The sequence below is a fragment of the Variovorax sp. 3319 genome (assembly GCF_031456585.1).
Classification (GTDB): Bacteria; Pseudomonadota; Gammaproteobacteria; order Burkholderiales; family Burkholderiaceae_C; genus Variovorax; species Variovorax paradoxus_P.
Window position 1 is genome coordinate 802,030 of sequence record NZ_JAVDUZ010000001.1, and the last position, 24,221, is coordinate 826,250.

The following is a 24,221-nucleotide window of genomic DNA, read 5'->3' on the forward strand; positions in this document are numbered from 1 at the left end:
AACCATGAAAACTGCTCTCTCCTACCGCCTTCGCAGCCTGCTGGCTTGTGCTTCGGCGCTCTTCGCCTTGCATGCGCCCGCACTCGCGCAGGACGCCTGGCCCGACAAGCCAGTAAAGCTGGTCGTGCCTTTTCCGCCGGGCGGTGGCACGGACATCGTTGCGCGGGCGATGGGGCAGGGCCTGTCGGAGCGGCTCGGCCAGCCCGTGGTCATCGACAACAAGCCCGGGGCCTCCACCATCATCGGCACCGATGCGGTCGCAAAGGCTTCGCCCGACGGCTACACGCTGCTGCTCTCGGGCTCTACCAGCTACAGCGTCAACGCCGCGCTGCGCGCCAGGCTGCCTTACGACCCGGTGCGCGACCTGGCGCCCATTGCCATCGTCGCGCGCACGCCGCTGGTGCTGGTGGTGGGTGCGGGCACACCATGGCGCTCGCTGCCAGAACTCATTGCCGCCGCCAAGGCCAAGCCGAAGAGCATCCGCTACGCGACCTTCGGCGCCGGCTCGGGGCCGCACCTGGCGGGTGAACTGCTCGCGCTGGCCGCGGGCATTCAGCTGCAGGACATTCCGTACAAGGGCAGCAGCCAAGGCTCGATGGCGGTGATCGGCGGCGAGATAGAGATCGGCATCGACACCGTGGCGGCCGTGGCGCCGCATGTGCGCTCGGGCAAGCTGCGTGCGCTGGGCATCGTGGGCACAACGCGCTCCAGCATGCTGCCCGAGGTGCGCACCCTGGCCGAGCAGGGGTTGCCGGACGCGACCTTCGACGCCTGGTACGGCTTTGCGGCGCCGGCCCGCACACCGGCACCGGTGCTCGACAAGCTGGCGCGGGCGGTCACCGCAACCATGAGCAGCCCGGTCTTGCAGGCGCAGCTTCGCGCGCAGGGCATGGAGCCGGTGACCATTGGCGCGGCGGCATTCCGCAGCCAGATGGAAGGCGAGATCTCTCGCTATCGGGCGCTGGCCCCTCGCGCGGGCATAGCGCCCGAATAATTTGGCTCAGGCCGGTGTGCCGACGAAGTCGCGCAGTGCAAACAGCACTTCGTCGGGCGCCTCGCTCATCAGCGAGTGCCCCGCATGCACAGTGACAACCTTGCCCTGCTTCGCCTTGCCGGCCAGTGCCTTGGTGGCTCGCGGCGGCGTCATCTGGTCGGCATCGCCAAGCAGGAAGAGCACGGGGCATTGCACGGCTTCTATGGCTTTTTCGCCGTTGGCGTAATCGTTGCAGGCCTTGAAGCCGATGTGGAACACATTGGCATTGCGGTTGCTCGCGAGCACGCGGCGCATCAGCGCGCGCGAGCTGCCGTAGAGCCAGGTGCCGGGGCCGAGTGAGGAGGGAGGCGGCGCAAGCAGAGAGTGAGAGAACGTGTTGACCATGGCAATGGCGCGCTGCGGATCGTTGAGCGCGCCGTCCAGAAGCGCAGGCGACACAGTCATCGGATAGGCGGTGCCCACCAGCGCAAGATGTGTGACGCGTTCTGGCGCGCGAGCGGCAGCTTCGAGCGCAATGAGCGAGCCGAAGCTGTGGCCCACCAGCGCTGCCTTCTGCACGCCGGCGGCGTCGAGCAGCGCAATGACGAACTGCGCAGCCTCTTCCACGCTCGCGGGCGGCGGACCATCGCTCTTGCAATGGCCGGGCAGGTCGAGCGCAAGCACGTTCCAGCCGTGGTTGGCGAACCAGCGGCTTTGCAAGATCCACACGCTGTGGTCGTTGAGCACGCCGTGGATGAACACCACGGTCGGCTTGCTCGCATCGAAGGCCTTGCCGCCGGTGTAGCAATAAGTGGTGTGGCTGTTGACTGTGTAGCTCATGTCAGTTGCCCCCCGCTTTTTCCGCAGCCTTCAGCGCTCGCTTCAAGTCGTCGATCAGGTCCGCCGGATCTTCGAGCCCGATCGAGAGCCGGATCGTTCCCTGCGAAATGCCCGCACCCGCCAGTGCCTCGTCGGTCATGCGGAAGTGCGTAGTGCTGGCTGGGTGGATCACCAGGCTGCGGCAGTCGCCCACATTGGCCAGGTGACTGAAGAGCTTGAGTGCTTCGATGAATGCCTTGCCCTGCGCGCGGCTGCCCTTCATGTCGAAGCTGAACACGGCGCCCGCACCGCGTGCGCCGTGTCGCAGCAGCTTTTGAGCCAGTGCATGGCTCGGGTGCGACTCGATCAGAGGGTGGCCCACCCGCGACACGAACGGATGGCTCGCGAGAAATTCGACCACCTTTTGCGTGTTGTCGATGTGGCGCTCCATGCGCAGAGGCAGGGTTTCGATGCCTTGCAGGATCAGCCAGGCGGTGTGCGGGCTCATCGATGCGCCGAAGTCGCGCAGGCCCTCGCGCCGCGCGCGCAGCAGGAACGCGCCCACCGTGCTTTCCTCGCTGAAGACCATGTTGTGAAAGCCGTCGTAGGCCTGCGTGAGCTCCGCAAATTTGCCCGACTTTTCCCAGTCGAAACTGCCGCCGTCGACCACCACGCCGCCAATTACCGTGCCATGGCCCGAGAGGAACTTGGTGGCCGAGTGGTAGACGAGGTCGGCGCCCCAGTCGAAGGGCTTGATGAGGTAAGGCGAGGTGAGCGTGGAGTCGACCAGCAGCGGCACGCCGGCTGCGTGCGCAATGTCGCTCACCGCCGGAATGTCGAGCACGTCGAGCCCGGGGTTGCCAACTGTTTCGCCGAAGAAGAGCTTGGTTTCGGGGCGCACCGCTGCGCGCCAGCCGTCCAGGTCGCCGGGCTTCACGAAGGTGGTTTCAATGCCGAAGCGCCGCATCGTGTAGTGCAGCAGGTTCTGCGAGCCGCCGTAGAGCGCGGTACTGGCTACGATGTGGGAGCCCGCGCCCATGAGCGTGGCTATCGAGAGGTGAAGCGCCGCTTGGCCGCTGGCGGTGGCAATGGCGCCAATGCCGCCTTCGAGCGCCGAAACGCGCTGCTCTAGCACCGCGTTGGTGGGGTTGCTGATGCGCGAGTACACATGGCCCGCGCGCTCCAGGTTGAAGAGCGCGGCCGCATGGTCGCTCGACTCGAAGACGAAAGACGTGGTGAGGTGGATCGGCACCGCCCGCGCGCCGGTGGCGGGGTCGGGTGCGGCGCCGGCGTGCAGCGCCAAAGTATCGAATCCGGGGTCGGAATAGCCGGGCATGAGCACCTTTCTGGGTTCGTTCGCAATGCCCCGTTACGTCTGCTAATCATGCGCGCGCATCATGGGCGTGGGAGTCGGCGCCGATTGTGGGCTATATTCAATTCGGCACCGCCGCCGAGAACGATTTCCGAGAGGAGCACACGATGAAAGTCAGCGACATCCTTCGCGTCAAGGGCAACACGCTCTTCACCATCACGCCTGACGACCTGCTGGCCGAAGCGGTCAAGACCATGGCGGAAAAGGACATCGGCTCCCTCGTGGTCATGGAACACGGCGACCTGGTCGGCATGCTCACCTTCAGGGAAGTGATCGTGGCCCTTGTCGACAACGGCGGCCAGGTGGGCGGCACGCTCGTGCGCAAGGCCATGGACGACGCGCCCGTCACGTGCACTCTCGAAACCGAGCTCGACGAAATCCGCCGCATCATGTTGGAGCGCCACGCGCGCTACATGCCCGTCATGGACAAGCGCATGCTGATGGGCGTGATCAGCTTCTACGACGTGGCCAAGGCGGTGGTGGACAGCCAGAATTTCGAGAACAAGATGCTCAAGGCCTACATCCGCGACTGGCCTGAAGAGCAGTAGCCGCGGCGGCGCCAGCCGCGCGGTGCGGCGAGCTTATTCCTTGATATTGGCCGTCTGCACGATCTTCTGGTTGCGGGCGTACTCGGCCTGCACAAACTGACCGAACTGCTCGGGCGTGCCGCTCCCCGGCAGGGCGCCTTGCTCGTTGAGCTTGGCACGCACCTGGTCCTCGGCCAGCACCGCGTTCAGCTCCTGGTTGAGGCGCGCCACCACGGCCGGCGGCGTCTTGGCAGGCGCGAAGATGCCGGTCCAGCTCACCATGTCGTAGCCCTTGAGGCCCAGCATCTCGCTGAAGGTTGGCACATTGGGCAGCGCGGCGAGGCGTTGGTTGCCGGTAATGCCCAGTGCCTTCAGGCGGTTGCCGTTCACATGCGGAATGGCGCTGGTGCTTACCAGCATTGCCAGGTCGACCTGGTTGCCGATCACGTCCGTGGCAATCTGCGCCCCGCCGCGGTAGGGCACGTGGGTCACGAAGATGCCGCTGCGCTGCTTCAAGAGCTCCATGGCCAGTTGCAGCACCGTGCCCACGCCCGAAGTGGCGTAGTTGTAGGCACCGGGCTTGGCCTTGGCGTGCTTCACGAAGTCGGCATAGGTCTGGGCCTCCAGGCCGGGGCGTGCCACCAGCACCATCGGCGCGGTGTTGAGCATGCCCACCGGCGCAAGATCCTTGAGCGGATCGAACTTGAAGGCCGAGGGGTTGACCAGCCGGCCGATGGCAATGGCGCTGTCGGGCCCGACCACCAGCGTGTAGCCGTCGGGCGCGGCATTCACGGCCTTGGCCACGCCGATGGCCCCGCCCGCTCCACTGACGTTGTCGATGACGACCGACTGCTTCAGCCGCTCGGCCAGCCGCGTGGCGACCAGGCGGGCGTTGACGTCCACGCTGCCGCCTGCCGTATACGGAACGATCAGTGTGATCGGCTTGGCGGTAGGCCATGCGGCCTGTGCAAGTGCTGCGGCGGGCAGCATCGCGCAGAGAGTGGCGGCAAGAAGAGTGCGGCGGGGCAGGCTGAAGGGTTTGGTCATGGCTTGGCTCATTGCGGGTGGGCGGATTGCGGCTCTTGTGCAAGACGGGCGCGCAGCGCGTCGAACTCCTGGCTCCATTGCGTGCGCCATTCGCGGCGTTGGGTGTCGTCGATCCACGCGCCGTCGAGCCCGTTGTGCATGAAGCCGCGCAGGTCGTCCAGCCCGAACCCGAAGTCGCGCACCATCATCAGCCAGGCCCCGGTGGGCGTGACCTTGTGCAGCGTCGGATCGTCGGTGTTGGGGTGGATGCGCAGGCCCATGCCGGGCATGCGCCGGATCGGGTGGTCCTGCGCCCAGCGCTCCGGCGGCAGGGTGCGCAGGTAGTAGGAGTTGGTGGGCACCACGGTAAAGATCACGCCGCGCTCGGCGCACCGGCGCGCGAAGTCGGGCTGATCGACCACCGTGTAGCCGTGGTCGATGCGGTCGACCTGCAGCATGTCTAGCGCGGTGCGCACGTTGGTCCACGGCATGCCGAACTCGCCGGCGTGCGCGGTGGCCTTGAGCCCTGCGCGCCGCGCTGCGGCATATGCCTCGGCAAAAAGCTCGGGCGGCCGGTCGGTTTCGCGGTAGTCGATGCCGATGCCGATCACCTCGTCGCAGCGGTGCGCCTTGACCCACTCCACCATTTCGACGGCGGCCTCGGGGCTGGCCTCGCGGTCGATGGCGGCGATGAGGCGGCCCGTAATGCCGAACTCCTGCTGCGCATCGTGAATGGCCCGGACGATTGCGCCCTGCGCCATCGGGTAGGCAATGCCCGAGCCTTGCACCGTGCCGGTGGGGTTCCAGAAGAACTCCGCGTAGCGCACGTTATGGGCGGCCGCGTCCTCCAGGTATTCAAGCGTCAGCTGGTACAGGTCGCCCGGGCTGCGAACCAGTTGCGCGTCGAGGGCGCGCAGCACGCGCAGCACGCCGACCGGCTTTTCCCCGCGCGTATAGAAGCCTTCGATTTCGTCGGCCGCCAGCGGCGAACCGGCGCGATGGTTGAGCTGCTTGAAGGTTTCGTGGCGCACCGTGCCGAACAGGTGGCAATGCAGCTCCACCTTCGGCATCGCATGCAGCATGGCTTCCAGCGTGAGGGGCGGCAGTTCGGGGCGGGTCATGCCGGGCAGTCTAGGGAGCGCCGCCTCATAAGCAAAATTTTGAATTTCTATAATTTGATTCATCCAATCAATCGCCGACCCAACCCTATGGCCTCTTCGCCGCTCAGGGCGCTCACGCTGCGCCAGCTCCAGTTCTTCTCGGTGCTGGTCGAAGAAGGGCACTTCGGCCGCGCGGCACGTCGGCTGGCGATTACCCAGCCGGCGCTGAGCAACGCCATCAAGCAGATGGAAAAACTGCTGGGCGCCGAGTTGCTGACCCGTTCCACCCACCGGCTGGAACTCACGTCGGTGGGCGCCGAGGTGTTGGCGCGCACCGACTTCCTGGTCAACGCGTTCGACGTGGCGCTGCGCGACATCGAGAGCACGGTGCGGCGCGGGCGGGCGTTCGTGCGCGTGGGTGTGATTCCCTCGGCCAGCGGGCGCGTGATGGCCGCGGCGAGCGAATTTCTCGAAGCCGGAGGGCGCGAGGTCGAAATTGCCTGGCGCGACGCACCTTCGACCGATCTGCTGGCCGAACTGCGCAGCGGCCAGCTCGACATGGCCGTTGCGGCAATTACAGAGCCGCCGGGCGGCCTGACTTGTGTCGACCTGTTCCGCGACCCGTTGGTACTGGTGGTGCCGCGCAACCACGCACTGGCCGCTGCCGATGATGCGAACTGGGAGGCGATCGGGAAGGAGCGGCTGGTGCTGTTCGAAAGCGGCAGCATGCCGGCGCTCGGCAACCCGGCCCGTGCGCAGTTCGAGCAGGGGCCCGAGCCCTACCGCGTGAGCTATTCCGAAACGCTGTATGCGCTGGTGCGAAGCGGCCAGGCCTTGGGATTGATGCCGCGGCTGTATACCTCGTCGCTGCGCGACCCTGAACTGGTGGTGGTTCCCTTGTCGAAACCGCGCGTCGAGCGGCGCGTGGTGCTGGCCTACCTGCCGGGGCCGATGCGCAACGTGGCGGCGCAAGAGCTGATTGCGTTTTTGCGCGAGCGGCTTCCGCAGGCCGGTGAAGCCGCGGTGCGGCGGGTGGCTGCGAAGGGCGCGCGCAACCGGCGCTGAAGCGGCGCCGAGGCGGGCAGATCTAGTGCAGCTCGGCCGCGGCGTGAATGGTTTCGCGCACGCGCGGGTAGATCTGCGCGTTCCATTTGCTGCCGCTGAAAACGCCGTAGTGGCCCACGCCGGCCTGCAGATGATGCACCTTCAGGTAGGGCCGGATGCCGGTGCACAGGTCTTGCGCCGCCACTGTCTGGCCCACCGCGCAGATGTCGTCGCGCTCGCCTTCCACCGTGAGCAGCGCGGTGCGTCGGATGGCGGCCGGGTTTACCGTTCGGTCGCCCACGGTGAGCACGCCGCGCGGCAGGTCGTAGGTCTGGAACACGCGCTCTACCGTCTCCAGGTAGAACTCGGCCGGCAGGTCGTTCACCGCCAGGTATTCCTCGTAGAAGGCTGCAATGGTGCGGGCTTTCTCGAGGTCGCCTTCGACAAGGTGGCTGGCCATGTCCTCGAACTGCTTCTTGTGGCGCTCGGGGTTCATGCTCATGAAGGCCGAAAGCTGCAGGAAGCCCGGGTACACGCGCCGCATCATGCCGGCATGCGGCCACGGCACGTGGCTGATGAGGTTGCGGCGGAACCACTCGATGGGCTTGCTGGTGGCGAGCTTGTTCACGCCGGTAGGGTTGATGCGGCAATCGACGGGGCCCGCCATGAGCGTGAGGCTGCGCGGCGTGGCGGGGTTGTCGTCTTCGGCCATGAGCGCGGTGGCGGCCAGTGCGGCCACGCAGGGCTGGCACACGGCCACCATGTGCACGCCCGGGCCGACCGCTTCCAGAAACTGGATGAGCTGCAGCGTGTAGTCGTCCAGGCTGAAGCCCCCGTGCCACAGCGGCACGTCGCGCGCGTTGTGCCAGTCGGTCAGGTACACGTCGTGGTCGCGCAGCAGGGTGCGCACGGTTTCGCGCAGCAGCGTGGCAAAGTGGCCCGACAGTGGTGCGACCAGCAGCACAGGAGGGTGCACCGCTTTTGTGTCTTTGCGGAAATGCAGCAGAGTGCCGAACGGCGAAACCAGTGTTTTCTCTTCGTGCACCGCGGTTTCCGCGCCGTCGACCACAACGCTTTCAATGGCGTAGTCGGGTCGCGAATGGGTGAGCCGCATGCGCGAGAACACCTCGAACTGGGCAGCCATGCGCCGCACCATGGTGCCTTCGGTGCCGTCCTTCCAGAGTGCCTGGCCGAGGTACTGGGCTGCGAGCCGGGAGGGCGAGAGCAGGTCGGCTTGGTTCTGGTAGGCCCGGTACAACATATAAGTAGTACAGGCAAGTTGCGGGCCAAGCGGTGGCACAGGCCTTGCACGGCCATGGGAGCCAACCCGGCAGCTAGGCACACCCGCCAAGGAGACCCACGATGGCCAAACCCGTTCTCACCATCAGCAGCAAAAACTACGGCGCCTGGGCGCTGCGGGGCTGGCTGATGTGCAGGCTGGCCGGGCTGGACTTCAGCGAAAAGATCATTCCACCCGACGACCCGGCCATGAAGGCCGAGATGCTGCTGCTCTCGTCGTCGATGCTGGTGCCGTCGCTGCAGCATGGCGGCGTGAAGGTGTGGGACACGCTGGCCATTGGCGAATACCTGAACGAGATCAAGCCCAAGGCCGGGCTGCTGCCGGCCGACATCCAGGCCCGCGCGCATTGCCGCGCGATCTGCGGCGAAATGCATTCGGGCTTTGCTTCGATGCGCGGCGCCTTGCCGATGAACATCAAGGCGCGCTTTGCGGGCTTCAAGATCTGGTCGCGCGCGCAGGCCGACATCGACCGCATCGTCGCCATCTGGCGCGAATGCCTCAAGACCTACGGCGGCCCCTTTCTGTTCGGCAAGCAGCCCGGCATGGCCGACGCCATGTATGCGCCGGTGGTCACGCGCTTTCTGAGCTACGACGTTCCGCTGGACACCGTTTGCGCCTCCTACTGCAAGCGCGTGATGGACCTGCCCGCCATGCAGGAGTGGGTGGCCGCCGCGAAGCAGGAACCCGAAGAAATCGACGAACTGGACGCGGAGTTCTGAGCAGGGCCGGCGCCTAGTGGCGGAACATCCGCAGGTCGAGCGCGCTTTCTTCGCCAAGCCACATGGCATGCGCCGTGTGGTCGGCCAGGTCGTCGCCCGTGACGCCGTGCACAAAAATGTCGAGGCCGTTGCGGTTGGCCTCCAGCCATTCGATCACCTGGTCGAACTCGGCGGCGTCGAACGCCAGTTGGCAGCTCCAGTGCGGATGCGGCCCGACCAGCCGCTCATGCACCCGGCCGACCACCACCATCAACTCGCGGCCTGCGCGATCGCACAGCTGCCTTGCCTGCGCGACCGTGTCGGGGCCGAAGTAGACGTGGGCGTGGTATTGCGGATAGAGGTTTTCAGGGCGGCGCGGCATATCGGCTCATTGTGGCCCTAACCTGAAGCGCCCGCTGTAGCGGAAGACGTCGCCAAACCAGCGGTGGCGCAGCACCATCTTCATGGTGAAGCAATCGGCGTCGGCCGGATCGGGCCGCTCCTCGACGTAGGCGTTGCCCAGCAGCAGGCCGAGCGGCAGAGGCAAGCGCAGCCTGCCAAGGTGCCAGAGGTACCCCAGGTCGCGAAACACCAGTGCGCCTTCTTCCGCGCTCACGGCTAGGCGCATGCCGATGCCGAAGCGCACGTATTCGATGACCTCTTTGTTGCCCTTTGCCGCATGCGCCATGTGCGAGCGAAAGTGGAACGGCGCCCGGCCTTCGAACCGGAAGACGCGGTCCCAGTACAAGAGGGCATCGTCGGGCCGGCAGCGGTAGTGCACTTCGACAGGCACGCCTGTGCCGGTGTAGGGAACGAGCGCACCGAACAGGCGGCCGAAGGGCATGAGCACACGTGCCCATGGCGCGTGATGCACCTCGTCCATGGTGCCGCGCACGCACACATGCGCGTTCGAGAACGGCGCCATGGTGTAGTGGCGGCGGATCACGTCGCCGAGCAGCTCCCAGCCGGGGCCGAGCGCCTGCTGGAACACGGGCCGGTTGTCGCTCATGCGCCTGCCAGGGCCGCTTCGCTGCGTACCTTGTAGAAGTGCAGGATGTGCTCGGAAAAATCGCCGAGGAGAAAATGCGCCACGCGGTCAGCGTACCAGTTGAAGCGCGTGCTCACGCGCCATGAAACGTCGATGCGAAGCTCGGTGCCGCCATTGCGCGGCGTGAGCGTGTAGGCCGAGTCGCGCAGGTCGAAGTAGTGGCCGCCGATCAGCACGTGGTCGTCCAGCGCGCCGGCCGGAAAAGAGTCGGGCGAAAAGCGATAGCGCCATTCGACGCGCTGCAGCGGTTGCCAGTCAGTGACGACTTCGTCGAAGTGCACGTTCTTTTGCCATTGCACCTTGCGCACGCGGCCTTCTGGCGTTTGCTCGGTAACGGCTGCCAGCGGCATGGGTACGCCGATGCGGTAGGCCCATGCGTCGCCCACTTCGGTAGGGCGGATGTCGCGCACATCGTTGAGCTCGTGCCACACGCGTTCTGCGGGCGCGGCAATGAAGAGCGTGCGCGAGGTTTTCGAGATCAGTTCCGGATTGGGCAACTGCGGCTCGATGGCGCCGAGCAGCAGCGGGAGCACCGCAAAGCTGTAGAGCGCCGGCTTGGGCCAGTTGGTGACGCGGCAGACCAAGCCCATGGCCAATCCGCCGAGGCTGCCCATGAAGGCGAACATCGGCACGATCACGATGGCGCAGATCATTCCCTCGATGTAGACCAGCAGCGTGCCGACCACGAACAGCGCAGTGGCAACCCAGGGTGCCCAGATGTAGTAGCCCCAACCGCGCCGCTCGAGGCGCTCGGCCATGTAGACCGTGACGGCGCCGCACACGGCAGGCGCAAGGTAGATGAAGGAGCCCAGCATGGCCGAGAAGCGCTGGCCCGGCAGGCCGCTGAAGGCAATGCGCAGCACAAAGGCAGCTGCCGCACCCACCAGCAGTGGCCAGAACCACGCAAAAGGCATGCGGCGCCTCGGCATCTCGTGCAGTTCCGAGGCGGTGGTAGTACCGCTGATTGCGGGGGGTGGCAAATCGCGCGGTGTGGCTTCTTCGGGTTCGTTGCTCATGAAAGTTTCTTCTCCTCGTTGTGTCTTGTTGGTGTTGGGGGCTGTGGTTTCTAGCCGCTGCGCCGCGCTGTGACCATGCAGTAGTCGAAGTCGCGCCAGAAAACGCCCAGCACCAGCGCGCAGTAGCTGGCGACGATGTGCTTGCGGCGCCACGGGCTGAGCCGGCCGCGCGCCTTCCAGAGTTCGGCGAGCGCAAAGCGCGTGGCAAGCGCCGGAATGTGCAGCGCGCTGGGGGCCACGCGCCAGCGCAGCGACTGCACCTTGATGTTTTCGAAGCCGTTGTCGCGCAGCGCGGCCACGAAGTCGTCCTGCACGGCCAGCGTGGGCACGGCCCAGCTGTCGGCCCACAGGCGGTGCAGCCAGCCCGCGATGCGGCCGGGCTGGCGCCGCAGCAGAAAGCCATCGACCACCGCCAGCCGCGCGCCGGGCTTCAGCAGGCGGGCCGCCTCGCGCACGAAATCGGCCTTGGCCGTGCCGCTTGCGTAGCAGGCGCTTTCCACTGCCCACGCGCCATCGGCTTGCGCCGCCGGCAGGCCGGTGCGCGTGTAGTCGGCTTCGATGTGCGCCATGCGATCGGCCACGCCGGCGCGGGCGTCGAGCCGGGCCGCGATGCTGTTCTGCACGGCCACGTTGGTAACGGTGACGGCATAGAGCGATGGGTTTTCGCTTACCAGCGTGCGGGCGGTGGCACCGGCTCCGCAGCCCAGGTCGATCACGCATCGGCGGCTCTGCGCGCTTTGTAGCTTTGAACCGGGGGCCTGGTCTTCGTCGAGCTTCAATGCGCGGCCGACTGCGCGGTTCATCTCCACGAGCATGCCTTCGCGCCGCAGCGGATTGAGCCCGAGCCGCCAGAAGCCGAAGTGCATGTTGTAGCTGGGGCTCCATGCACGGTAGTCGTCGGCCACCTCGGTGAAGTAGTCGTGCGTCTCGGCCGGCGTGATGGCCGGGTTGGACAGTGGGGCTCCGGTTGCGGTGTGCGTGAATGGCGCGCGAGGCGTTTGCGGCGCGCGGAAGTCGGGCTGGAAGACGTTGGGCACGAAAAGCTCCTCTTTTCTTTTTCAGATTCGGCAGTTGCCGCCGGCGCAGGTGGCCGACGAACGTGCGGCCTTGCCGGCGAGCAAGGCGACCAGCCAGCGAGGCAACCGGTAGCGATTGCGTGCGAGCACCGCATAGGCACGGTCAGCAAGCGGTGCAACAAGCGGCAGGTCGAGCAGGAAGCTGCCGCTCGGCAGCCCCACGGCATCGCGGCAAGCCCGGATGGCGGGAACACCCGCCAACACCTGACCTTCGGCGTCGACCGCGTGAATGGCGGTCATCAGCGCTTCGCGCGGTGCAGGCCCTGCGTCGAAGGCCGGCGGCGAGCAGTCGACCAGTTGCAGGCGCTCCGCGGCATCGCGCGCCTTCATGCCGCTCATTTCAGCCGAGCACAGTGCGCAGGTGGCGTCGTAGTAAACAGTGAGGGGGTAGGTGACAGCGGGGCGCATGATTTTGTTTCGTTATTTCTGTCAAAACAGAAATGATGGGGCAAAAAAATAGAGGCTCAGATCATCGGCAGGCTGGCGTGATGTGCATCGGGGTCGTCGCCGTTGTTCTTTGCGGGGGTGGGTGCGGCCGGGGCTGCATCGCCGCGAACGAACTTTTGCACGCTGGCGCCGAGCGTCAGCACCTTGTCGAGCGTGCCGGGCGAGAGCCGCAGCATTTCGTCGGCCCAGGTGGCGAGCTTGCTCATCAGGTCCATGGTGGAGCGGATGCGGTCTTGCGCATCGGGCGGCTCCTTCTGGAAGTCGGGGCTCGCGACGATTTCGCGCAGCACGCGAATGGTCGGGTCGAACTCGCGCTCCTTCCGCTCGCGCACCACGGTGCGAAACAGCTCCCACACATCGACACTGGTTTCGAAGTAGTCGCGCCGGTCGCCAAGGATGTGCGTTACCCGCACCAGGTTCCATGCCTGCAGTTCCTTGAGGCTGTTGCTCACGTTGGAGCGCGCCACCCCCAGGGTGTCCGAGAGCTCTTCGGCATGCATGGGCTTGCCGTGGGCAAACAGCAGCGCATGAATTTGGGAAACCGTGCGGTTGACACCCCACATGGAGCCCATTTCGCCCCAATGAAGGACGAACTTGCGTTGAATGTCTGTGAGTTCCATGCCTCGGAGTCTAGGATTTTAGAAATTTCTGTCAATAGAGAAATGAAAATTCAGCTGTGCACGCCGCTGGATTTGGAATACTGTATGAATAAACAGTATCTGAAAGAAAGGTGCACCTCATGCCAGCTGCCCACATTCCCATCCACATCATCAAAGGCCGGGGCGCGGCCACGCACTTGGCGCACCGCTTTTCGCGCGACGAGCGCAATGCATTCGACGACGGGTGGGGCACGCTCGAGGAGGGCGCGGCCGAAGCCGAAGGCTTGTTGCCGCTGGCTACGGAGGTGCGTTTCGAAGACGTGAAGTCGGTGCTCAACCAGAACGAATCGCCCGACGTGTCGTTCGACCGTTCGCTCAACCCTTACCGGGGCTGCGAGCACGGCTGCATCTATTGCTTTGCGCGGCCCACTCACAGCTACCTGAACCTTTCGCCGGGGCTCGACTTCGAAACCAAGCTCATTGCCAAGCGAAACATCGTCGAGGTGCTGCGCGCCGAACTCAGCCGCAAAGGCTACCGGCCGAGCCACATTGCCATCGGCACCGCCACCGACTGCTACCAGCCCATAGAGCGCGAGCTGCGGCTCACACGTTCGATCATCGAACTGCTGCAAGAGACCCGGCACCCGTTTGCGCTGGTCACCAAGTCGAGCGCGGTTGAACGCGACCTCGACCTGATTGCGCCCATGGCCGCCAAGCACCTGGCCGCGGTGTACGTGACCGTGACCACGCTCGACGGTGAACTGGCCCGCAAGCTCGAGCCGCGAGCGGCCGCTCCGCATCGGCGCCTGCGCACCATTCGCACCCTGGCCGAGGCAGGCGTGCCGGTGGGCGTGAGCGTGGCGCCGCAGATTCCGTTCGTCAACGAAGACATGGAGCATGTGCTCGAAGCGGCCTGGGAGGCCGGTGCGCGCAGCGCCTTCTACACCGTGATACGGCTGCCGTGGGAGGTGGCGCCCCTCTTCAAGGAATGGCTGGCGCTGCACTACCCGCAGCGGGCAGACCGCATCATGGCGCGCATCCACGAAATGCGCGGCGGCAAGGACTACGACGCCGACTTTGCGACGCGCATGAAGGGCACCGGCCTCTGGGCCGACCTGATCCGGCAGCGTTTCGAGAAGGCGGCAAACCGCATCGGCTTCAACCGAGAACGCATTCCGCTCGACCTGGACGCGTTCCGTCCGCCGGGCGCCGTGGGGCAGGGCAGTCTTTTCTGAGAGCCGTCTTTGTCTGGCCTGCCATCTGCATCGCCTCGAATCCGTGTCAAATCCGTTTCAAAATAGGCACTGGATTCAACCCACCGGCGGCAGCAGCCGTCCGGCTTTAGCTGCAAAGGTACGCATGAACGGGATATGGCTGGTGGTAATGGGGGTTTCGGGCTGCGGCAAGTCCAGCCTGGGTGCGGCGCTTGCCACCGCCTTCGCGCTGCCACTGATCGAGGGGGACGACCACCACCCTGTGTCGAACGTCGAAAAAATGCGCCAGGGCATCCCGCTGACCGATGCCGACCGCGCTGGCTGGCTCGCCACGCTGGGCCGTGCGCTTGCCGAAAAGCCTCAGGGTGCGGTGCTGACTTGTTCGGCGCTCAAGCGCGCTTACCGCCAACAGTTGCGCGCGGCGGTGCCAGACCTGCGCTTTGTCTTCATGTCCATCGAACGCGACGAGGCCGAGCGGCGGGTGGCCGCGCGTGCGGGAGCGGGGGAGCACATGTTTCCGGCCAGCCTGGTGGCCAACCAGTTCGCCACGCTCGAATCGCCCGTCGGCGAGCCCGGCGTTGTGGCGGTCGATGCGACTGCGCCGCTGCCGGAACTGGTGGCGCAGGTGCAGCGCGAAATGCCCGACGCTGCACGCCTTTAGGGCCGGTAGCGCCGGCATTCCGCGCAGTGCGCCGGCGCTGAGCTTCAGATTACTTCGGGCCAGTTGGTATGGAAGAACTCGCCCGCGGGCTTGTCGACCCGTTCATACGTGTGCGCGCCAAAGAAGTCGCGTTGCGCTTGAAGCAGGTTTGCCGATAGCCGCTCGGTGCGGTAGCTGTCGTAGTAGGCAAGCGATGCGCTGAACGCCGGCACCGGTATGCCGTTGCTCACCGCCAGCGCCACCACTTCGCGCCAGTTCTGCTGCGTGCGGTTGAGCAGGTCCTTGAAGAACGGGTCAAGCATCAGGTTGCCCAGCGCGGGATTGGTGCGGTAGGCGTCGGTGATGCGGTTCAGGAAGCGCGCGCGAATGATGCAGCCGCCGCGCCATATCGCAGCGATGCGGCCGAGGTCGAGCTTCCACTCCTTCTTCTCGCCCATTGTCTTGATGAGGTCGAAGCCTTGCGTGTAGCTGATGACTTTCGACGCATAGAGCGCGTCGTGCACCTTGGCCACGAGCGCCTGCTTCTCGAGCGAAAGCTCGGCCTTCGGCCCCTGCAGCAGCTTGCTTGCAGCCACGCGATGCGTCTTTTGCGACGACAGCACGCGAGCTTCGACCGCTGCGTTGATGGTGCTGATGACCACCGCGTTTTCGGCCGCGTTGATGAGCGTCCATTGGCCGGTGCCCTTCTGGCCCGCCTTGTCGAGAATGACGTCGACGATCGGCTGGCCGGTTTCGGGGTCTTTCTGCTCGAGCGCCTTGGCGGTGATCTGGATCAGGTAGCTCTGCAGTTCGCCATCGTTCCATTCGTTGAACACCGCGGCCATCTCGTCGGTGGTGAAGCCTGCCGCCTTGAACAGGCTGTAGGCCTCGCAGATGAGCTGCATGTCGCCGTATTCGATGCCGTTGTGCACCATCTTCACGTAATGGCCCGCGCCGCCCGGGCCGATGTGAATCACGCAAGGCTCGCCGTCGACCTTGGCTGCGATGCTCTCGAAAATCGGCTTCATCACCTCCCAGGTGGAAAGCGGCCCGCCCGGCATGATCGAAGGCCCCTTGCGCGCGCCTTCCTCCCCACCCGACACGCCCGCACCAATGAAGCGCAGGCCCTTGGCCGAGAGGTACGCATCGCGGCGCTCCGTGTCGGTATAGAGGCTGTTGCCGCCGTCGATGACGATGTCGTCCTTGTCGAGCAGCGGAATCAGCTGCTCGATCACCTGGTCGACCGGCGCACCGGCCTTCACCATGATCTGGATCTTGCGCGGCCTGGCAAGGCTTTGAACGAACTCTTCAAGTGTCTTCGCTCCCACCAGCTTCTTGCCGGGGTTCGCTGCCACGAAGGCCTCGGTGGTGGCTTCGGTGCGGTTGTACACGCTGACCTGGAAGCCGCGGCTCTCCACGTTCAGCACAAGGTTCTGTCCCATCACGGCCAGGCCGATCAAGCCGAAATCGCTTTTGTTGTTGCTCATGCCCTTCTTTCTTCGTGTGCGGTCGATGTGACGGCATTGTGCCGGGGGCGCCCGGGGCCTGCAGCTGAAAGGCTCTTATGGCCGAGCGGGCCGCAGGGGCGGCAGGTCAACCGCCAAAGAGCGCGTCGAACACGCGTATGGACGCATACGCATCGTTGGCGGCATAGCGTATTTGCGCTTCGGTCAGCTGCTTGTTGGCCCAGTTCGACGTGGTGGCCTTGCGCGACTTGACGAAGCGGCGGTTGAACACCAGCGCCACGGCCGTCTTTACGCCGACCGATTTGCGGTAACCGCGCCGGCGAAACTCGCTGTCGATGTCGAACACGGCTTTCGGTTCGATGTTCAGGCGGTTGCGTATCAGCGTGAGGTCGCTTGAAAGCCCGAAGCCGACCTTTCGGAGTTCGGTCGAGGCGAGCAGCGCGGCGACGACCGGGTTGCATTTGGTGCGGTGCAACTGAAACAGCCAGGCTTTCTCGCGCGTTGAAAACTGCACGACGTGCGGGCCGCCAGACACTTCGTTCTTGGCGAAGGTGGGCTTCGATTCGGTGTCGAAACCGGCAACGCCCGAGGCCAGCAATGCGGCAGCCGCGTGCTCGGCTTCTTGCAGCGTTGCAACGACCACGATGTCCTTGAGGCCGAGGCCCTCGAAGGCTTCGAGCAGGGCGATTTGCTCCCGCTCGGGGAGAGGCGGCAACGCGGCAATGGCGTCGCTCACGAGGAGGCTGCTTTCTTTTTCTTCACTGGAGATTTCTTTGCTGGTGTTTTCTTCGCCGGTGTTTTCTTTGCAGCCGCCTTGGCGGTGGCGGTCTTTTTCTGTTTTGGCGGCTGGCCGGAACGCAACGCCGCCTCGTAGGCACGGCGGCCCCAGAGGGCGGCTTCGTGCCGGTCCTCGAAGAGGTCTGCGGGTGCTTGCCGGTAAGACATCGGCATGGTCTTGCCGCCGCGCTCGTAGGTGAAAGGCGGCAGGTTCAGTGTGTCGAAGTGTTCGGCGCTCTCGGCATCGGACTTCAGGTAGAGCGTGTCCTTCAGGACGATCGCGATCATGCGTCCCTCGTGAAAGATGCCGTGGCCGCCGAACATGCGGCGCGCCTCGATGCGGCCGAAGCGCTCGAAGATCTCGTGCAGGCTTTCTACGAACTCACTCATCGCGCAAGCCGCTCACGACGTGATCTCGATGCGGTTGCCGTCCGGGTCGAGCACCACGCTTTCGTAGTAGCCGTCACCGGTGCGGCGCGGGCCGTCGAGCAACGGGTAGCCGTCGGCCTTCAGGCGCTGCGTGAGTTCGTCCACCGCTGCGTCGGAACCCACGCTGATGGCCAGGTGCGTCCAGCCCATGCGCTGCGCGCCGGGTTCGGCGGGCACGGGCGAGAGGGTGCTGGTGGTCATGGCCTCGATGCGGGCGCCGTCGCCGAGGCTCAGGAAGCACGATGCAAAACCCTTGGCCGGGTTGACATAGCCTGTGCCGGCGGTGGCGCCGAAGTAGTCGACGTAAAAGCGCTTGCAGCGTTCGAGATCGGTGGTCCAGAGAGCGATGTGATCGATGCGCATGAAAAGACAGGAACGAAGGAAAAGTGCACTCAGGCAATAGGCGGCGGTCGGCGTGCCATGCCCTGCGGAAACCAATGGTAGGCAACCCGCTCGCGTCCGCTGGCGGGGTGCCTGTCGACCGCGCCGCGTACCAGGCCGTAGCGCTCGTAGAAGCGCTGCGCCGCGGTGTTGTTGATGGCGACATGAAGCTTCCAGCCGAGCGGCATGCGCACGCTGGCTTCGTCGAGTAGCGCCTGTCCCAGGCCCTGGTTGCGCAGGTGCGGTTCGACGAACAGCTGGGCGACGTATTCGCGCCGTGCGAGCATCACCATGAAGGCGAGCACCTGGCCTTCGCGTTCGGCCAGCACCACGTCGGCAGGCGGTACGAATTCTGTTTGCACGCGCCGCAGCCAGTGCGTGATCGGCTCGATCACGGTGGCCCTGCGATTGGCCGCTATCCAGGCCCTGCGCCAGATGCCGGCCAGCACCAGGCTCTCTTCAGGGGCGCCGTCGCGAGAGCGCAATTGAAACGCGGGAATCTGTGCTGCGGACATGCGACTCATGATACGGCGCCCGTGTGCCGCGGTCGATACGAGTGGCCGATCAGCCACGCAAGGTTTGCGCGTGGTGAGCGAGGTGGTCCGCCATGAAGGTCTGGATGAAGTAGTAGCCGTGGTCGTAGCCTGCGTGGCGGCGCAGTGTGAGCGGCTGGCCCGCGGCAAAGCAGGCCGCCTCGAATGCTTCGGGGTATAGCTGCTCGGCAAGGAATTTGTCGGCCAGCCCCTGGTCGATCAATATGCCCTGCGGGTAGGGCGCGGCGGTTTGCGATTTCATGAGTGCGCTGGCGTCGTGCGCAAGCCATTGCGCGCGGTCGCCGCCAGGCTCTCCCAGGTAGCCGGTAAACGCTTTTTCACCCCACGGGCATTGTGTGGGCGCGCAGATGGGCGCAAATGCGGAGAGCGACTTGAAGCGCCCCGGGTGCCGCATTGCGAGCGTGAGCGCGCCGTGGCCGCCCATCGAGTGGCCGAGGATGCCAAGGCGCTGGTCGTCGACCGCAAAGTGCTTTGCCACGAAGGGCAGCAGTTCGTGCACGATCCAGCTTTCCATGCGCCAGTGGGCAGACCACGGGGCTTCGGTGGCGTCGAGGTAGAAGCCCGCGCCAATGCCGAAGTCCCAGTTGGCGGTGGCGCCGGGCAGGCCTTCCACGGTACTTCCGCGCGGGCTGGTGTCGGGTGCAATCAGCGCCAGGCCCAGGCTGGCCGCCATGCGTTGCGCGCCGGCCTTCACTGCAAAGGTTTCTTCGTTGCAGGTGAGCCCCGCAAGGTAAAGCAGCGCCGGCACGCGCTCGTGGGCGGCTTGCGGCGGCAGGTAGACCGAGAAGCGCATCGGCAGCCCGATTTCATGCGAGGCATGTTCGTGAAAGCTTTGCACGCCGCCGAAGACGTGGTGCTCGGAAAGGGTCTTGAAGATGTCGGTCATCGGGAGTTGTTGTTGGGCCGCAGTGCGGGCACCAGTTCGAGTACGGCGTCTGCAAAGATGCGAGGCGCCTCTTGCGGCATGTTGTGGCCCACGCCCCGTACCAGCCGGTGCGAACGCTGTCCGCTGAAGCGGTGCTCATGGGCAGAGGCTTCGGCAGGCGGACGCACGCCGTCGTCCAGGCTGTCGAAGGTGATGGTGGGCACCGATATTGCAGGCTGCGCGGCCAGGCGGCGCTCGATGTGGGCGTAGGCCGGGTCGCCCGCCACAAGCCCGAAGCGGTGACGGTATGAATGAATCACCACCTCCACAAAATCAGGATGGTCGAACGCAGCCGCGCTGCGCTCGAAGGTGGCATCGTCGAACTTCCACGTTGGCGACCAGAGTTGCCACAGCAGGCGCGTGAGCGCCCTGCGGTCCTTCGCCAGCCCGGCGCGGCCGCGCTCGCTGTGAAAATAGTACTGGTACCAAAGGCTGTGCTCGTTCGCGGGCGTGTCGGGCTCCATCGCCTTGGCGATGTGCTGGATGTTGTAGCTGTTGAACGAAACCAGCCCGGCGCAGCGCTCGGGCCAAAGTGCCGCTACCACGCACGCCGCGCGGCCGCCCCAGTCGTAGCCCGCAAGCACCGCGCGCTGGATGCCGAGCGCGTCGAGCAGTGCAAGCAGGTCTGCCCCGAGGGCAGCCTGTTCGCCGGAGCGCGGCGTGGTATCGCTCAGGAAGCGCGTGCCGCCGTAGCCGCGCAGATAAGGCACGATGACGCGGCAGCCTTCGTCGGCGAGCATCGGCGCCACTTCGGCGTAAGTGTGGATGTCGTACGGAAAGCCGTGCATCAGCAGCACGGGCGGGCCGTCGGCGGGGCCGGCCTCGTAACAGGCGATTTCGAGAACGCCCGCTTCGATCTTGCGCAACGGCTCCATGCGATTCATCGCGGGCGTTCTCCTAAAGAGGCTAGTAAAGCACCACGCCGCGGATCGACTCGCCGCGCTTCATCAGGTCGAAGCCCTTGTTGATGTCTTCGAGCGGCATGGTGTGGGTGATCAGGTCGTCGATGTTGATCTTGCCTTCCATGTACCAGTCGACGATCTTCGGCACGTCGGTGCGGCCGCGTGCGCCGCCGAAGGCCGAGCCTTCCCACTTGCGGCCGGTGACCAGCTGGAACGGCCGCGTGCTGATCTCCGCACCCGCCTCGGCCACGCCGATGATGATGCTGCGGCCCCAACCCTTGTGCGTGCATTCGAGCGCCTGGCGCATCACCTTGGTGTTGCCGATGCACTCGAAGCTGTAGTCGGCGCCGCCGTCGGTCAGCTGCACGATGGCATCGACCACGTTCTCGGTGTTCTTCGGGTTGATGAAATGCGTCATGCCGAACTTGCGCGCCATGGCCTCGCGCTCGGGGTTCAGGTCGACGCCGATGATCTTGTCGGCGCCCACCATCTTGGCGCCCTGGATCACGTTGAGGCCGATGCCCCCGAGCCCGAACACCACCACGTTGGCGCCGGCTTCCACCTTGGCCGTGAAGATCACCGCGCCGATGCCTGTGGTCACGCCGCAGCCGATGTAGCAGACCTTGTCGAACGGAGCGTCTTCGCGGATCTTGGCGAGCGAGATTTCAGGCGCGACCGTGTAGTTGCTGAAGGTCGAAGTGCCCATGTAGTGAAAGATCGGCTTGCCGTCGAGGCTGAAGCGCGAGGTGGCATCGGGCATCAGCCCCTTGCCCTGCGTGCCCCGGATGAGCTGGCAGAGGTTGGTCTTGCGCGAAAGGCAGAACTTGCACTGGCGGCACTCGGGCGTGTAGAGCGGAATGACGTGGTCGCCCTTCTTGAGCGAGGTGACGCCGGGGCCCACGTCGACTACGATGCCCGCGCCTTCATGGCCGAGGATGGCCGGGAAGATGCCTTCGGGGTCGGCGCCCGAGAGTGTGTAGTAGTCGGTATGGCAGATGCCGGTGGCCTTGATCTCCACTAGCACCTCGCCGAACTTGGGGCCCTGGAGGTCGACGGTTTCGATGGTGAGGGGGTCTCCGGATTTCCAGGCGACGGCAGCTTTGGTTTTCATTGGGGGCTTCAGGCAAAAGAGAAGGGGTACAAGGATACCCAGACCGGCGCTCAGGCCGGGCCGGCTGAAAAGATACCCGACATTCCGATGAAACCGGGCAGATGACGAAAGTCCCACACCCAGCTGCGCAGCGCGGGGTACTCGTCCAGGGCGATGCCGCCTTCGCCGGCCAGCGCCACATAGGGAAAGCAGGCCAGGTCGGCCACAGTGGGGTGTTGCCCGACGAGCCATTGCAGGCTTTCGCAGGCGCGTTCGGCCAGGTGGTCGTCCAGTAAACGAAAGACTGCATGTGCGCCACGCCGGCAGGCTTCGATGTCGAGATTTTCGTAGCCGAAGGCATCGTGCAGCCGGGCCGCCGATGCGGTGCGGGTAATTTCATCGGCGGTGGTAAACCACATCGCGATCTGGCCGCGCAGTTGGGGGTCGTCCGGGTACCACCTGCGCTCGGTGTCGTATTTGCTCGCAAGATAGACGAGGATGGCTTGCGCGTCGCGCAGCACAAAGCCGTTGTCGTCGATCACCGGAATCTGCCCCAGTGGATTGACGTGCGCGAGAAACGCAGCCGACTTGTGTTCGCGGCCGGGGTGGAAGTCGACGGGCACGCTCTGGCAGCCGAGGCCCAGCCAGGCAAGCATCTGCCGCACCTTGAAGCAGTTGCCTGAAAGGGCGTAGTCGTAGAGCTTGATCATGCGGCTTGCCTCACGCCAAAGCGCATGCCGCGCTCACGCAGCCAGCGCCGGTAGGTGACCGAAGTCGTGTCGCCGCGCGTTGGCGTTTCGGCGCGGCCTTCGAGAGGCATGCGCTTGAAGGCGTGGTTCTCGAGAATCGGCTTGTCCTGTCCGAAGATCGTTTGCTGGAATGCGATGAGTTCGGCGTCGGTCGAGGTGTCGTCGTAGCAGGCGAGCAGCGTGTGGGCGATTACGTGTTCATCATCGAGAGGCTGCAGGAAGAGCGCAATGGCATCGAGCTGGCCGGCGCGGTGGCTCGACTTGTAGAGCATGGCCGTGAGCGGCTGCATGACGCGGTACTTGTAGACCACTTCGCTGCCGCTGTCGTGGGCGGCCGAGGCGCGGGGCTGCCAGAAGCGGCAATCCGTGGCCCAGATTTCTTCGGTGACCGGGTCGACCTGCACCTGGTACTTTGCCACCTCAGTGTGCGGCACCTTGCCCAGGAAGCCGGCGTGCACGAAAGGGAAGTGCGCCATGTCCAGAAAGTTCTCTATCACCCGCAGCCCTGACACGGCCACGCCGATGCTGCCGCAGTCGACCATGCGGCGCCCGGGTTCGCCATATTCGGGAAAGTCGAACAGGGGCCGCGCCGGCTTGCCGCTCGGGCACACCCAGAGATAGCCATAGCGCGACTGGATGGCCAGCGTTTGTGCGCCGAGCCGGCACTGCGGCGCACCGGCCGCGTCGCTCCAAATATGCAGTTTTTCGCCGAGCAGGCGAGCCGTGAGGGGCTGCGCGTTGGAGGTGCCGGCCAGCGCTGCCGAAGGGCCGACGACCAGCCAGTCGTCGAGCATGTTGGGGTCGTCTGTAATGAAGGCCATGTTTTTCTTCAGGCTGCCTTTTGCGGCTGGCGGCATTCTTCGATGTCGGTGCGCAGATCGCGGGCGGCAATGTGCAGTGTCTTCATCGCGGCGGTTCCGGGCGCGGCATCTGTCCAGAGGTGAACAAAGGCAAGCTGCGGTTGTGCATCGAGCAACAGGGCCACTGCGCCGGATTCGCCGAGTAGCCCGTGCCATGCGGCGGTTGCTGCTGCGCTTGCCGAGAAGCCGCGCCGGGCGAGTGCCGTGCGCACGCTTGCTGCATCGGCACGCACGGTGAGCGTGCGGCAGAACGACCAGCCACCGGGCACGACTCCGTCTTGCGGCGGGGCATGCGCGGTATCGCCAGCGAGGTTCACCCACAGCATGCCGGCCGCATCGACTGCGCTGAAAACCTGCGCGCACAGGTTGCGCGGCGGCGGCATGTCGGGATGCGCGGGAATGCTCATGCACTGGCCGCTGCCCGCCGCGTACTGCCAGCCGTAGTACGCACAGGAGAGGCGGTTTTCGACCACCTGTCCGAGCGTGAAGCGCACACTGCGGTGGGGGCAGCGGTTCTCCCATGCCTGCGGTGCACCATCGGCCGAACGCCAGAGCGCAAGCTCCTGCCCTTGGGCAAAGCCCGCGACGATGTTGGCTCCGGGGCACACATCGGCCGAGCGGGCGACCGGGTGCCAGGCTGAAACTCTGTCTGCACTCATCATGATGCGCGCTACCTTAGCGCAAGTCTTCCACGGAGCGGGCACTCATAATGGCGCCATCGCAAGACGCCACTCACCATGAAGAAAATACTCGTCCTCAACGGCCCCAACCTCAACCTGCTTGGCACGCGAGAGCCCGAGCAATACGGTCGCGACACGCTGGCCGACGTCGAGCGCCTGTGCAAGGACGCGGGCGCCGCGCACGGGGTGGAGATCGAGTGCCGCCAGTCGAACCACGAAGGCGTGCTGATCGACTGGATCCATGAGGCCGGCCGAGAGGTGGCCGCGGGCAACATGCTGGGGGTGGTAATGAACACGGGCGCCTACACCCACACATCGATCGCGCTGCACGACGCCATCAAGGGCGCCAGTGTGCCGCTGATCGAACTGCACATTTCGAACGTGCATGCGCGTGAGGAGTTTCGCCACCGCTCGTACATTTCGCCGGCGGCGCGGGGCATCATCGTTGGCTTGGGCGTAAAGGGCTACGCCCTGGCAATTGCGGCCCTGGTGCCCTGAGCTGCAGCCAC

Annotated in this window: 29 protein-coding genes; 7 read left to right on the plus strand and 22 right to left on the minus strand. The window is 65.4% G+C overall.

The genetic code is table 11. From position 1 onward, the window contains the following. Window positions 1-4 precede the first annotated feature (4 nt). A complete protein-coding gene (locus J2X67_RS04030; protein ID WP_309950718.1) occupies window positions 5-994 on the plus strand; it encodes a tripartite tricarboxylate transporter substrate binding protein in 990 nt (329 codons plus the stop codon). A 6-nt stretch (window positions 995-1,000) separates the two neighbouring features. Here J2X67_RS04030 and J2X67_RS04035 read toward each other — a convergent pair whose 3' ends face one another. Beyond that, the gene (locus tag J2X67_RS04035) at window positions 1,001-1,813 is read right to left on the minus strand and encodes an alpha/beta hydrolase (RefSeq protein ID WP_309950720.1); all 813 of its coding nucleotides are present in this window, start codon (window positions 1,811-1,813) and stop codon (window positions 1,001-1,003) included. A gap of 1 nt (window position 1,814) precedes the next feature. Then, complete coding sequence (locus J2X67_RS04040; RefSeq protein WP_309950722.1) at window positions 1,815-3,128, minus strand: O-acetylhomoserine aminocarboxypropyltransferase; 1,314 nt, start codon at window positions 3,126-3,128, stop codon at window positions 1,815-1,817. 143 nt (window positions 3,129-3,271) lie between these two features. Between J2X67_RS04040 and J2X67_RS04045 the strand changes: the two genes are divergently transcribed. Further along, window positions 3,272-3,712 carry a CBS domain-containing protein gene (locus J2X67_RS04045; RefSeq protein ID WP_126747450.1) on the plus strand — a complete coding sequence of 147 codons (441 nt, stop codon included), beginning with the start codon at window positions 3,272-3,274 and terminating at the stop codon, window positions 3,710-3,712. Between the two features lie 33 nt (window positions 3,713-3,745). Here J2X67_RS04045 and J2X67_RS04050 read toward each other — a convergent pair whose 3' ends face one another. Further along, window positions 3,746-4,738: a tripartite tricarboxylate transporter substrate binding protein gene (locus J2X67_RS04050; protein ID WP_309950724.1), complete on the minus strand. Its 993-nt coding sequence runs from the start codon at window positions 4,736-4,738 to the stop codon at window positions 3,746-3,748. 8 nt (window positions 4,739-4,746) lie between these two features. Next, window positions 4,747-5,838, minus strand: a complete 1,092-nt coding sequence (add, locus tag J2X67_RS04055) for an adenosine deaminase (RefSeq protein WP_309950726.1) — start codon at window positions 5,836-5,838, stop codon at window positions 4,747-4,749. An 87-nt stretch (window positions 5,839-5,925) separates the two neighbouring features. On the opposite strand from add, the gene J2X67_RS04060 reads away from it, so the two are divergent. Beyond that, the gene (locus J2X67_RS04060) at window positions 5,926-6,882 is read left to right on the plus strand and encodes a LysR family transcriptional regulator (protein WP_309950728.1); all 957 of its coding nucleotides are present in this window, start codon (window positions 5,926-5,928) and stop codon (window positions 6,880-6,882) included. A 22-nt stretch (window positions 6,883-6,904) separates the two neighbouring features. Here J2X67_RS04060 and J2X67_RS04065 read toward each other — a convergent pair whose 3' ends face one another. Further along, complete coding sequence (locus J2X67_RS04065) at window positions 6,905-8,122, minus strand: polyhydroxyalkanoate depolymerase (protein ID WP_309950730.1); 1,218 nt, start codon at window positions 8,120-8,122, stop codon at window positions 6,905-6,907. A 101-nt stretch (window positions 8,123-8,223) separates the two neighbouring features. Here J2X67_RS04065 and J2X67_RS04070 point away from each other — a divergent pair, with 101 nt between their 5' ends. Continuing rightward, window positions 8,224-8,880, plus strand: a complete 657-nt coding sequence (locus J2X67_RS04070; protein WP_309950731.1) for a glutathione S-transferase — start codon at window positions 8,224-8,226, stop codon at window positions 8,878-8,880. Between the two features lie 13 nt (window positions 8,881-8,893). Here the strand turns inward: J2X67_RS04070 and J2X67_RS04075 are convergent, their stop codons facing one another. From J2X67_RS04075 to J2X67_RS04100, 6 genes are read right to left on the minus strand one after another with little or no spacing between them, the layout of a single operon-like run. Next, window positions 8,894-9,241, minus strand: coding sequence for a DOPA 4,5-dioxygenase family protein (locus tag J2X67_RS04075; protein WP_309950734.1), 348 nt, complete (start codon window positions 9,239-9,241; stop codon window positions 8,894-8,896). A gap of 6 nt (window positions 9,242-9,247) precedes the next feature. Next, the gene (locus J2X67_RS04080) at window positions 9,248-9,868 is read right to left on the minus strand and encodes a DUF4166 domain-containing protein (protein ID WP_309950737.1); all 621 of its coding nucleotides are present in this window, start codon (window positions 9,866-9,868) and stop codon (window positions 9,248-9,250) included. Further along, window positions 9,865-10,923: an SRPBCC domain-containing protein gene (locus tag J2X67_RS04085; RefSeq protein ID WP_309950738.1), complete on the minus strand. Its 1,059-nt coding sequence runs from the start codon at window positions 10,921-10,923 to the stop codon at window positions 9,865-9,867. The genes J2X67_RS04080 and J2X67_RS04085 overlap by 4 nt, the downstream gene beginning before the upstream one ends. Before the next feature lie 50 nt (window positions 10,924-10,973). Beyond that, window positions 10,974-11,960: a methyltransferase domain-containing protein gene (locus tag J2X67_RS04090; protein WP_309950740.1), complete on the minus strand. Its 987-nt coding sequence runs from the start codon at window positions 11,958-11,960 to the stop codon at window positions 10,974-10,976. 21 nt (window positions 11,961-11,981) lie between these two features. Then, a complete protein-coding gene (locus J2X67_RS04095; RefSeq protein ID WP_309950741.1) occupies window positions 11,982-12,407 on the minus strand; it encodes a DUF393 domain-containing protein in 426 nt (141 codons plus the stop codon). Between the two features lie 56 nt (window positions 12,408-12,463). Next, on the minus strand, window positions 12,464-13,066 hold the full coding sequence (locus J2X67_RS04100; RefSeq protein ID WP_309950743.1) for a MarR family transcriptional regulator: 603 nt from the start codon (window positions 13,064-13,066) through the stop codon (window positions 12,464-12,466). A gap of 119 nt (window positions 13,067-13,185) precedes the next feature. On the opposite strand from J2X67_RS04100, the gene J2X67_RS04105 reads away from it, so the two are divergent. Beyond that, entirely contained in the window at window positions 13,186-14,280 is a 1,095-nt protein-coding gene (locus J2X67_RS04105) for a PA0069 family radical SAM protein (RefSeq protein WP_309950744.1), read from the plus strand. 124 nt (window positions 14,281-14,404) lie between these two features. Further along, on the plus strand, window positions 14,405-14,920 hold the full coding sequence (locus J2X67_RS04110; RefSeq protein ID WP_309950745.1) for a gluconokinase: 516 nt from the start codon (window positions 14,405-14,407) through the stop codon (window positions 14,918-14,920). Between the two features lie 44 nt (window positions 14,921-14,964). On the opposite strand, the gene gnd is transcribed toward J2X67_RS04110, so the two are convergent. The 11 genes from gnd to J2X67_RS04165 all read right to left on the minus strand — a co-directional run bounded on the left by gnd (window position 14,965) and on the right by J2X67_RS04165 (window position 23,691). After that, window positions 14,965-16,386: a decarboxylating NADP(+)-dependent phosphogluconate dehydrogenase gene (gnd, locus tag J2X67_RS04115; protein WP_309950748.1), complete on the minus strand. Its 1,422-nt coding sequence runs from the start codon at window positions 16,384-16,386 to the stop codon at window positions 14,965-14,967. Window positions 16,387-16,492: 106 nt separating this feature from the next. Continuing rightward, window positions 16,493-17,101: a 3'-5' exonuclease gene (locus J2X67_RS04120; RefSeq protein WP_309950751.1), complete on the minus strand. Its 609-nt coding sequence runs from the start codon at window positions 17,099-17,101 to the stop codon at window positions 16,493-16,495. Beyond that, entirely contained in the window at window positions 17,098-17,532 is a 435-nt protein-coding gene (locus J2X67_RS04125) for a TfoX/Sxy family protein (protein WP_309950752.1), read from the minus strand. Before J2X67_RS04125 ends, J2X67_RS04120 begins: the two co-directional genes overlap by 4 nt. 12 nt (window positions 17,533-17,544) lie before the next feature. Beyond that, on the minus strand, window positions 17,545-17,934 hold the full coding sequence (locus tag J2X67_RS04130) for a VOC family protein (protein WP_309950754.1): 390 nt from the start codon (window positions 17,932-17,934) through the stop codon (window positions 17,545-17,547). 29 nt (window positions 17,935-17,963) lie between these two features. Continuing rightward, the gene (locus tag J2X67_RS04135) at window positions 17,964-18,467 is read right to left on the minus strand and encodes a GNAT family N-acetyltransferase (RefSeq protein WP_309950756.1); all 504 of its coding nucleotides are present in this window, start codon (window positions 18,465-18,467) and stop codon (window positions 17,964-17,966) included. Window positions 18,468-18,516: 49 nt separating this feature from the next. After that, window positions 18,517-19,392, minus strand: coding sequence for an S-formylglutathione hydrolase (gene fghA / locus J2X67_RS04140; protein WP_309950758.1), 876 nt, complete (start codon window positions 19,390-19,392; stop codon window positions 18,517-18,519). After that, the gene (locus J2X67_RS04145; RefSeq protein ID WP_309950760.1) at window positions 19,389-20,315 is read right to left on the minus strand and encodes an alpha/beta hydrolase; all 927 of its coding nucleotides are present in this window, start codon (window positions 20,313-20,315) and stop codon (window positions 19,389-19,391) included. Before J2X67_RS04145 ends, fghA begins: the two co-directional genes overlap by 4 nt. A 22-nt stretch (window positions 20,316-20,337) precedes the next feature. Continuing rightward, on the minus strand, window positions 20,338-21,444 hold the full coding sequence (locus J2X67_RS04150; RefSeq protein WP_309950761.1) for an S-(hydroxymethyl)glutathione dehydrogenase/class III alcohol dehydrogenase: 1,107 nt from the start codon (window positions 21,442-21,444) through the stop codon (window positions 20,338-20,340). A 50-nt stretch (window positions 21,445-21,494) separates the two neighbouring features. Beyond that, window positions 21,495-22,133: a glutathione S-transferase gene (locus J2X67_RS04155; protein ID WP_309950762.1), complete on the minus strand. Its 639-nt coding sequence runs from the start codon at window positions 22,131-22,133 to the stop codon at window positions 21,495-21,497. Then, window positions 22,130-22,993 (minus strand): aromatic ring-hydroxylating dioxygenase subunit alpha, encoded by an 864-nt coding sequence (locus J2X67_RS04160; protein ID WP_309950764.1) that lies wholly within the window; start codon window positions 22,991-22,993, stop codon window positions 22,130-22,132. Before J2X67_RS04160 ends, J2X67_RS04155 begins: the two co-directional genes overlap by 4 nt. Before the next feature lie 8 nt (window positions 22,994-23,001). Further along, complete coding sequence (locus J2X67_RS04165; protein ID WP_309950766.1) at window positions 23,002-23,691, minus strand: Rieske 2Fe-2S domain-containing protein; 690 nt, start codon at window positions 23,689-23,691, stop codon at window positions 23,002-23,004. 78 nt (window positions 23,692-23,769) lie between these two features. Between J2X67_RS04165 and aroQ the strand changes: the two genes are divergently transcribed. Then, window positions 23,770-24,210, plus strand: coding sequence for a type II 3-dehydroquinate dehydratase (gene aroQ, locus J2X67_RS04170; RefSeq protein WP_309950767.1), 441 nt, complete (start codon window positions 23,770-23,772; stop codon window positions 24,208-24,210). Window positions 24,211-24,221 lie beyond the last annotated feature (11 nt).

Bases quoted from the DNA above. Each gene is read 5' to 3' on its own strand.
- J2X67_RS04030 (WP_309950718.1), top strand. From the start codon at position 5: ATGAAAACTGCTCTCTCCTACCGCCTTCGCAGCCTGCTGGCTTGTGCT.
- J2X67_RS04035 (WP_309950720.1), bottom strand. From the start codon at position 1,813: ATGAGCTACACAGTCAACAGCCACACCACTTATTGCTACACCGGCGGC.
- J2X67_RS04040 (WP_309950722.1), bottom strand. From the start codon at position 3,128: ATGCCCGGCTATTCCGACCCCGGATTCGATACTTTGGCGCTGCACGCC.
- J2X67_RS04045 (WP_126747450.1), top strand. From the start codon at position 3,272: ATGAAAGTCAGCGACATCCTTCGCGTCAAGGGCAACACGCTCTTCACC.
- J2X67_RS04050 (WP_309950724.1), bottom strand. From the start codon at position 4,738: ATGACCAAACCCTTCAGCCTGCCCCGCCGCACTCTTCTTGCCGCCACT.
- add (WP_309950726.1), bottom strand. From the start codon at position 5,838: ATGACCCGCCCCGAACTGCCGCCCCTCACGCTGGAAGCCATGCTGCAT.
- J2X67_RS04060 (WP_309950728.1), top strand. From the start codon at position 5,926: ATGGCCTCTTCGCCGCTCAGGGCGCTCACGCTGCGCCAGCTCCAGTTC.
- J2X67_RS04065 (WP_309950730.1), bottom strand. From the start codon at position 8,122: ATGTTGTACCGGGCCTACCAGAACCAAGCCGACCTGCTCTCGCCCTCC.
- J2X67_RS04070 (WP_309950731.1), top strand. From the start codon at position 8,224: ATGGCCAAACCCGTTCTCACCATCAGCAGCAAAAACTACGGCGCCTGG.
- J2X67_RS04075 (WP_309950734.1), bottom strand. From the start codon at position 9,241: ATGCCGCGCCGCCCTGAAAACCTCTATCCGCAATACCACGCCCACGTC.
- J2X67_RS04080 (WP_309950737.1), bottom strand. From the start codon at position 9,868: ATGAGCGACAACCGGCCCGTGTTCCAGCAGGCGCTCGGCCCCGGCTGG.
- J2X67_RS04085 (WP_309950738.1), bottom strand. From the start codon at position 10,923: ATGAGCAACGAACCCGAAGAAGCCACACCGCGCGATTTGCCACCCCCC.
- J2X67_RS04095 (WP_309950741.1), bottom strand. From the start codon at position 12,407: ATGCGCCCCGCTGTCACCTACCCCCTCACTGTTTACTACGACGCCACC.
- J2X67_RS04100 (WP_309950743.1), bottom strand. From the start codon at position 13,066: ATGGAACTCACAGACATTCAACGCAAGTTCGTCCTTCATTGGGGCGAA.
- J2X67_RS04105 (WP_309950744.1), top strand. From the start codon at position 13,186: ATGCCAGCTGCCCACATTCCCATCCACATCATCAAAGGCCGGGGCGCG.
- J2X67_RS04110 (WP_309950745.1), top strand. From the start codon at position 14,405: ATGAACGGGATATGGCTGGTGGTAATGGGGGTTTCGGGCTGCGGCAAG.
- gnd (WP_309950748.1), bottom strand. From the start codon at position 16,386: ATGAGCAACAACAAAAGCGATTTCGGCTTGATCGGCCTGGCCGTGATG.
- J2X67_RS04125 (WP_309950752.1), bottom strand. From the start codon at position 17,532: ATGAGTGAGTTCGTAGAAAGCCTGCACGAGATCTTCGAGCGCTTCGGC.
- J2X67_RS04130 (WP_309950754.1), bottom strand. From the start codon at position 17,934: ATGCGCATCGATCACATCGCTCTCTGGACCACCGATCTCGAACGCTGC.
- J2X67_RS04135 (WP_309950756.1), bottom strand. From the start codon at position 18,467: ATGTCCGCAGCACAGATTCCCGCGTTTCAATTGCGCTCTCGCGACGGC.
- fghA (WP_309950758.1), bottom strand. From the start codon at position 19,392: ATGACCGACATCTTCAAGACCCTTTCCGAGCACCACGTCTTCGGCGGC.
- J2X67_RS04145 (WP_309950760.1), bottom strand. From the start codon at position 20,315: ATGAATCGCATGGAGCCGTTGCGCAAGATCGAAGCGGGCGTTCTCGAA.
- J2X67_RS04150 (WP_309950761.1), bottom strand. From the start codon at position 21,444: ATGAAAACCAAAGCTGCCGTCGCCTGGAAATCCGGAGACCCCCTCACC.
- J2X67_RS04155 (WP_309950762.1), bottom strand. From the start codon at position 22,133: ATGATCAAGCTCTACGACTACGCCCTTTCAGGCAACTGCTTCAAGGTG.
- J2X67_RS04160 (WP_309950764.1), bottom strand. From the start codon at position 22,993: ATGGCCTTCATTACAGACGACCCCAACATGCTCGACGACTGGCTGGTC.
- J2X67_RS04165 (WP_309950766.1), bottom strand. From the start codon at position 23,691: ATGAGTGCAGACAGAGTTTCAGCCTGGCACCCGGTCGCCCGCTCGGCC.
- aroQ (WP_309950767.1), top strand. From the start codon at position 23,770: ATGAAGAAAATACTCGTCCTCAACGGCCCCAACCTCAACCTGCTTGGC.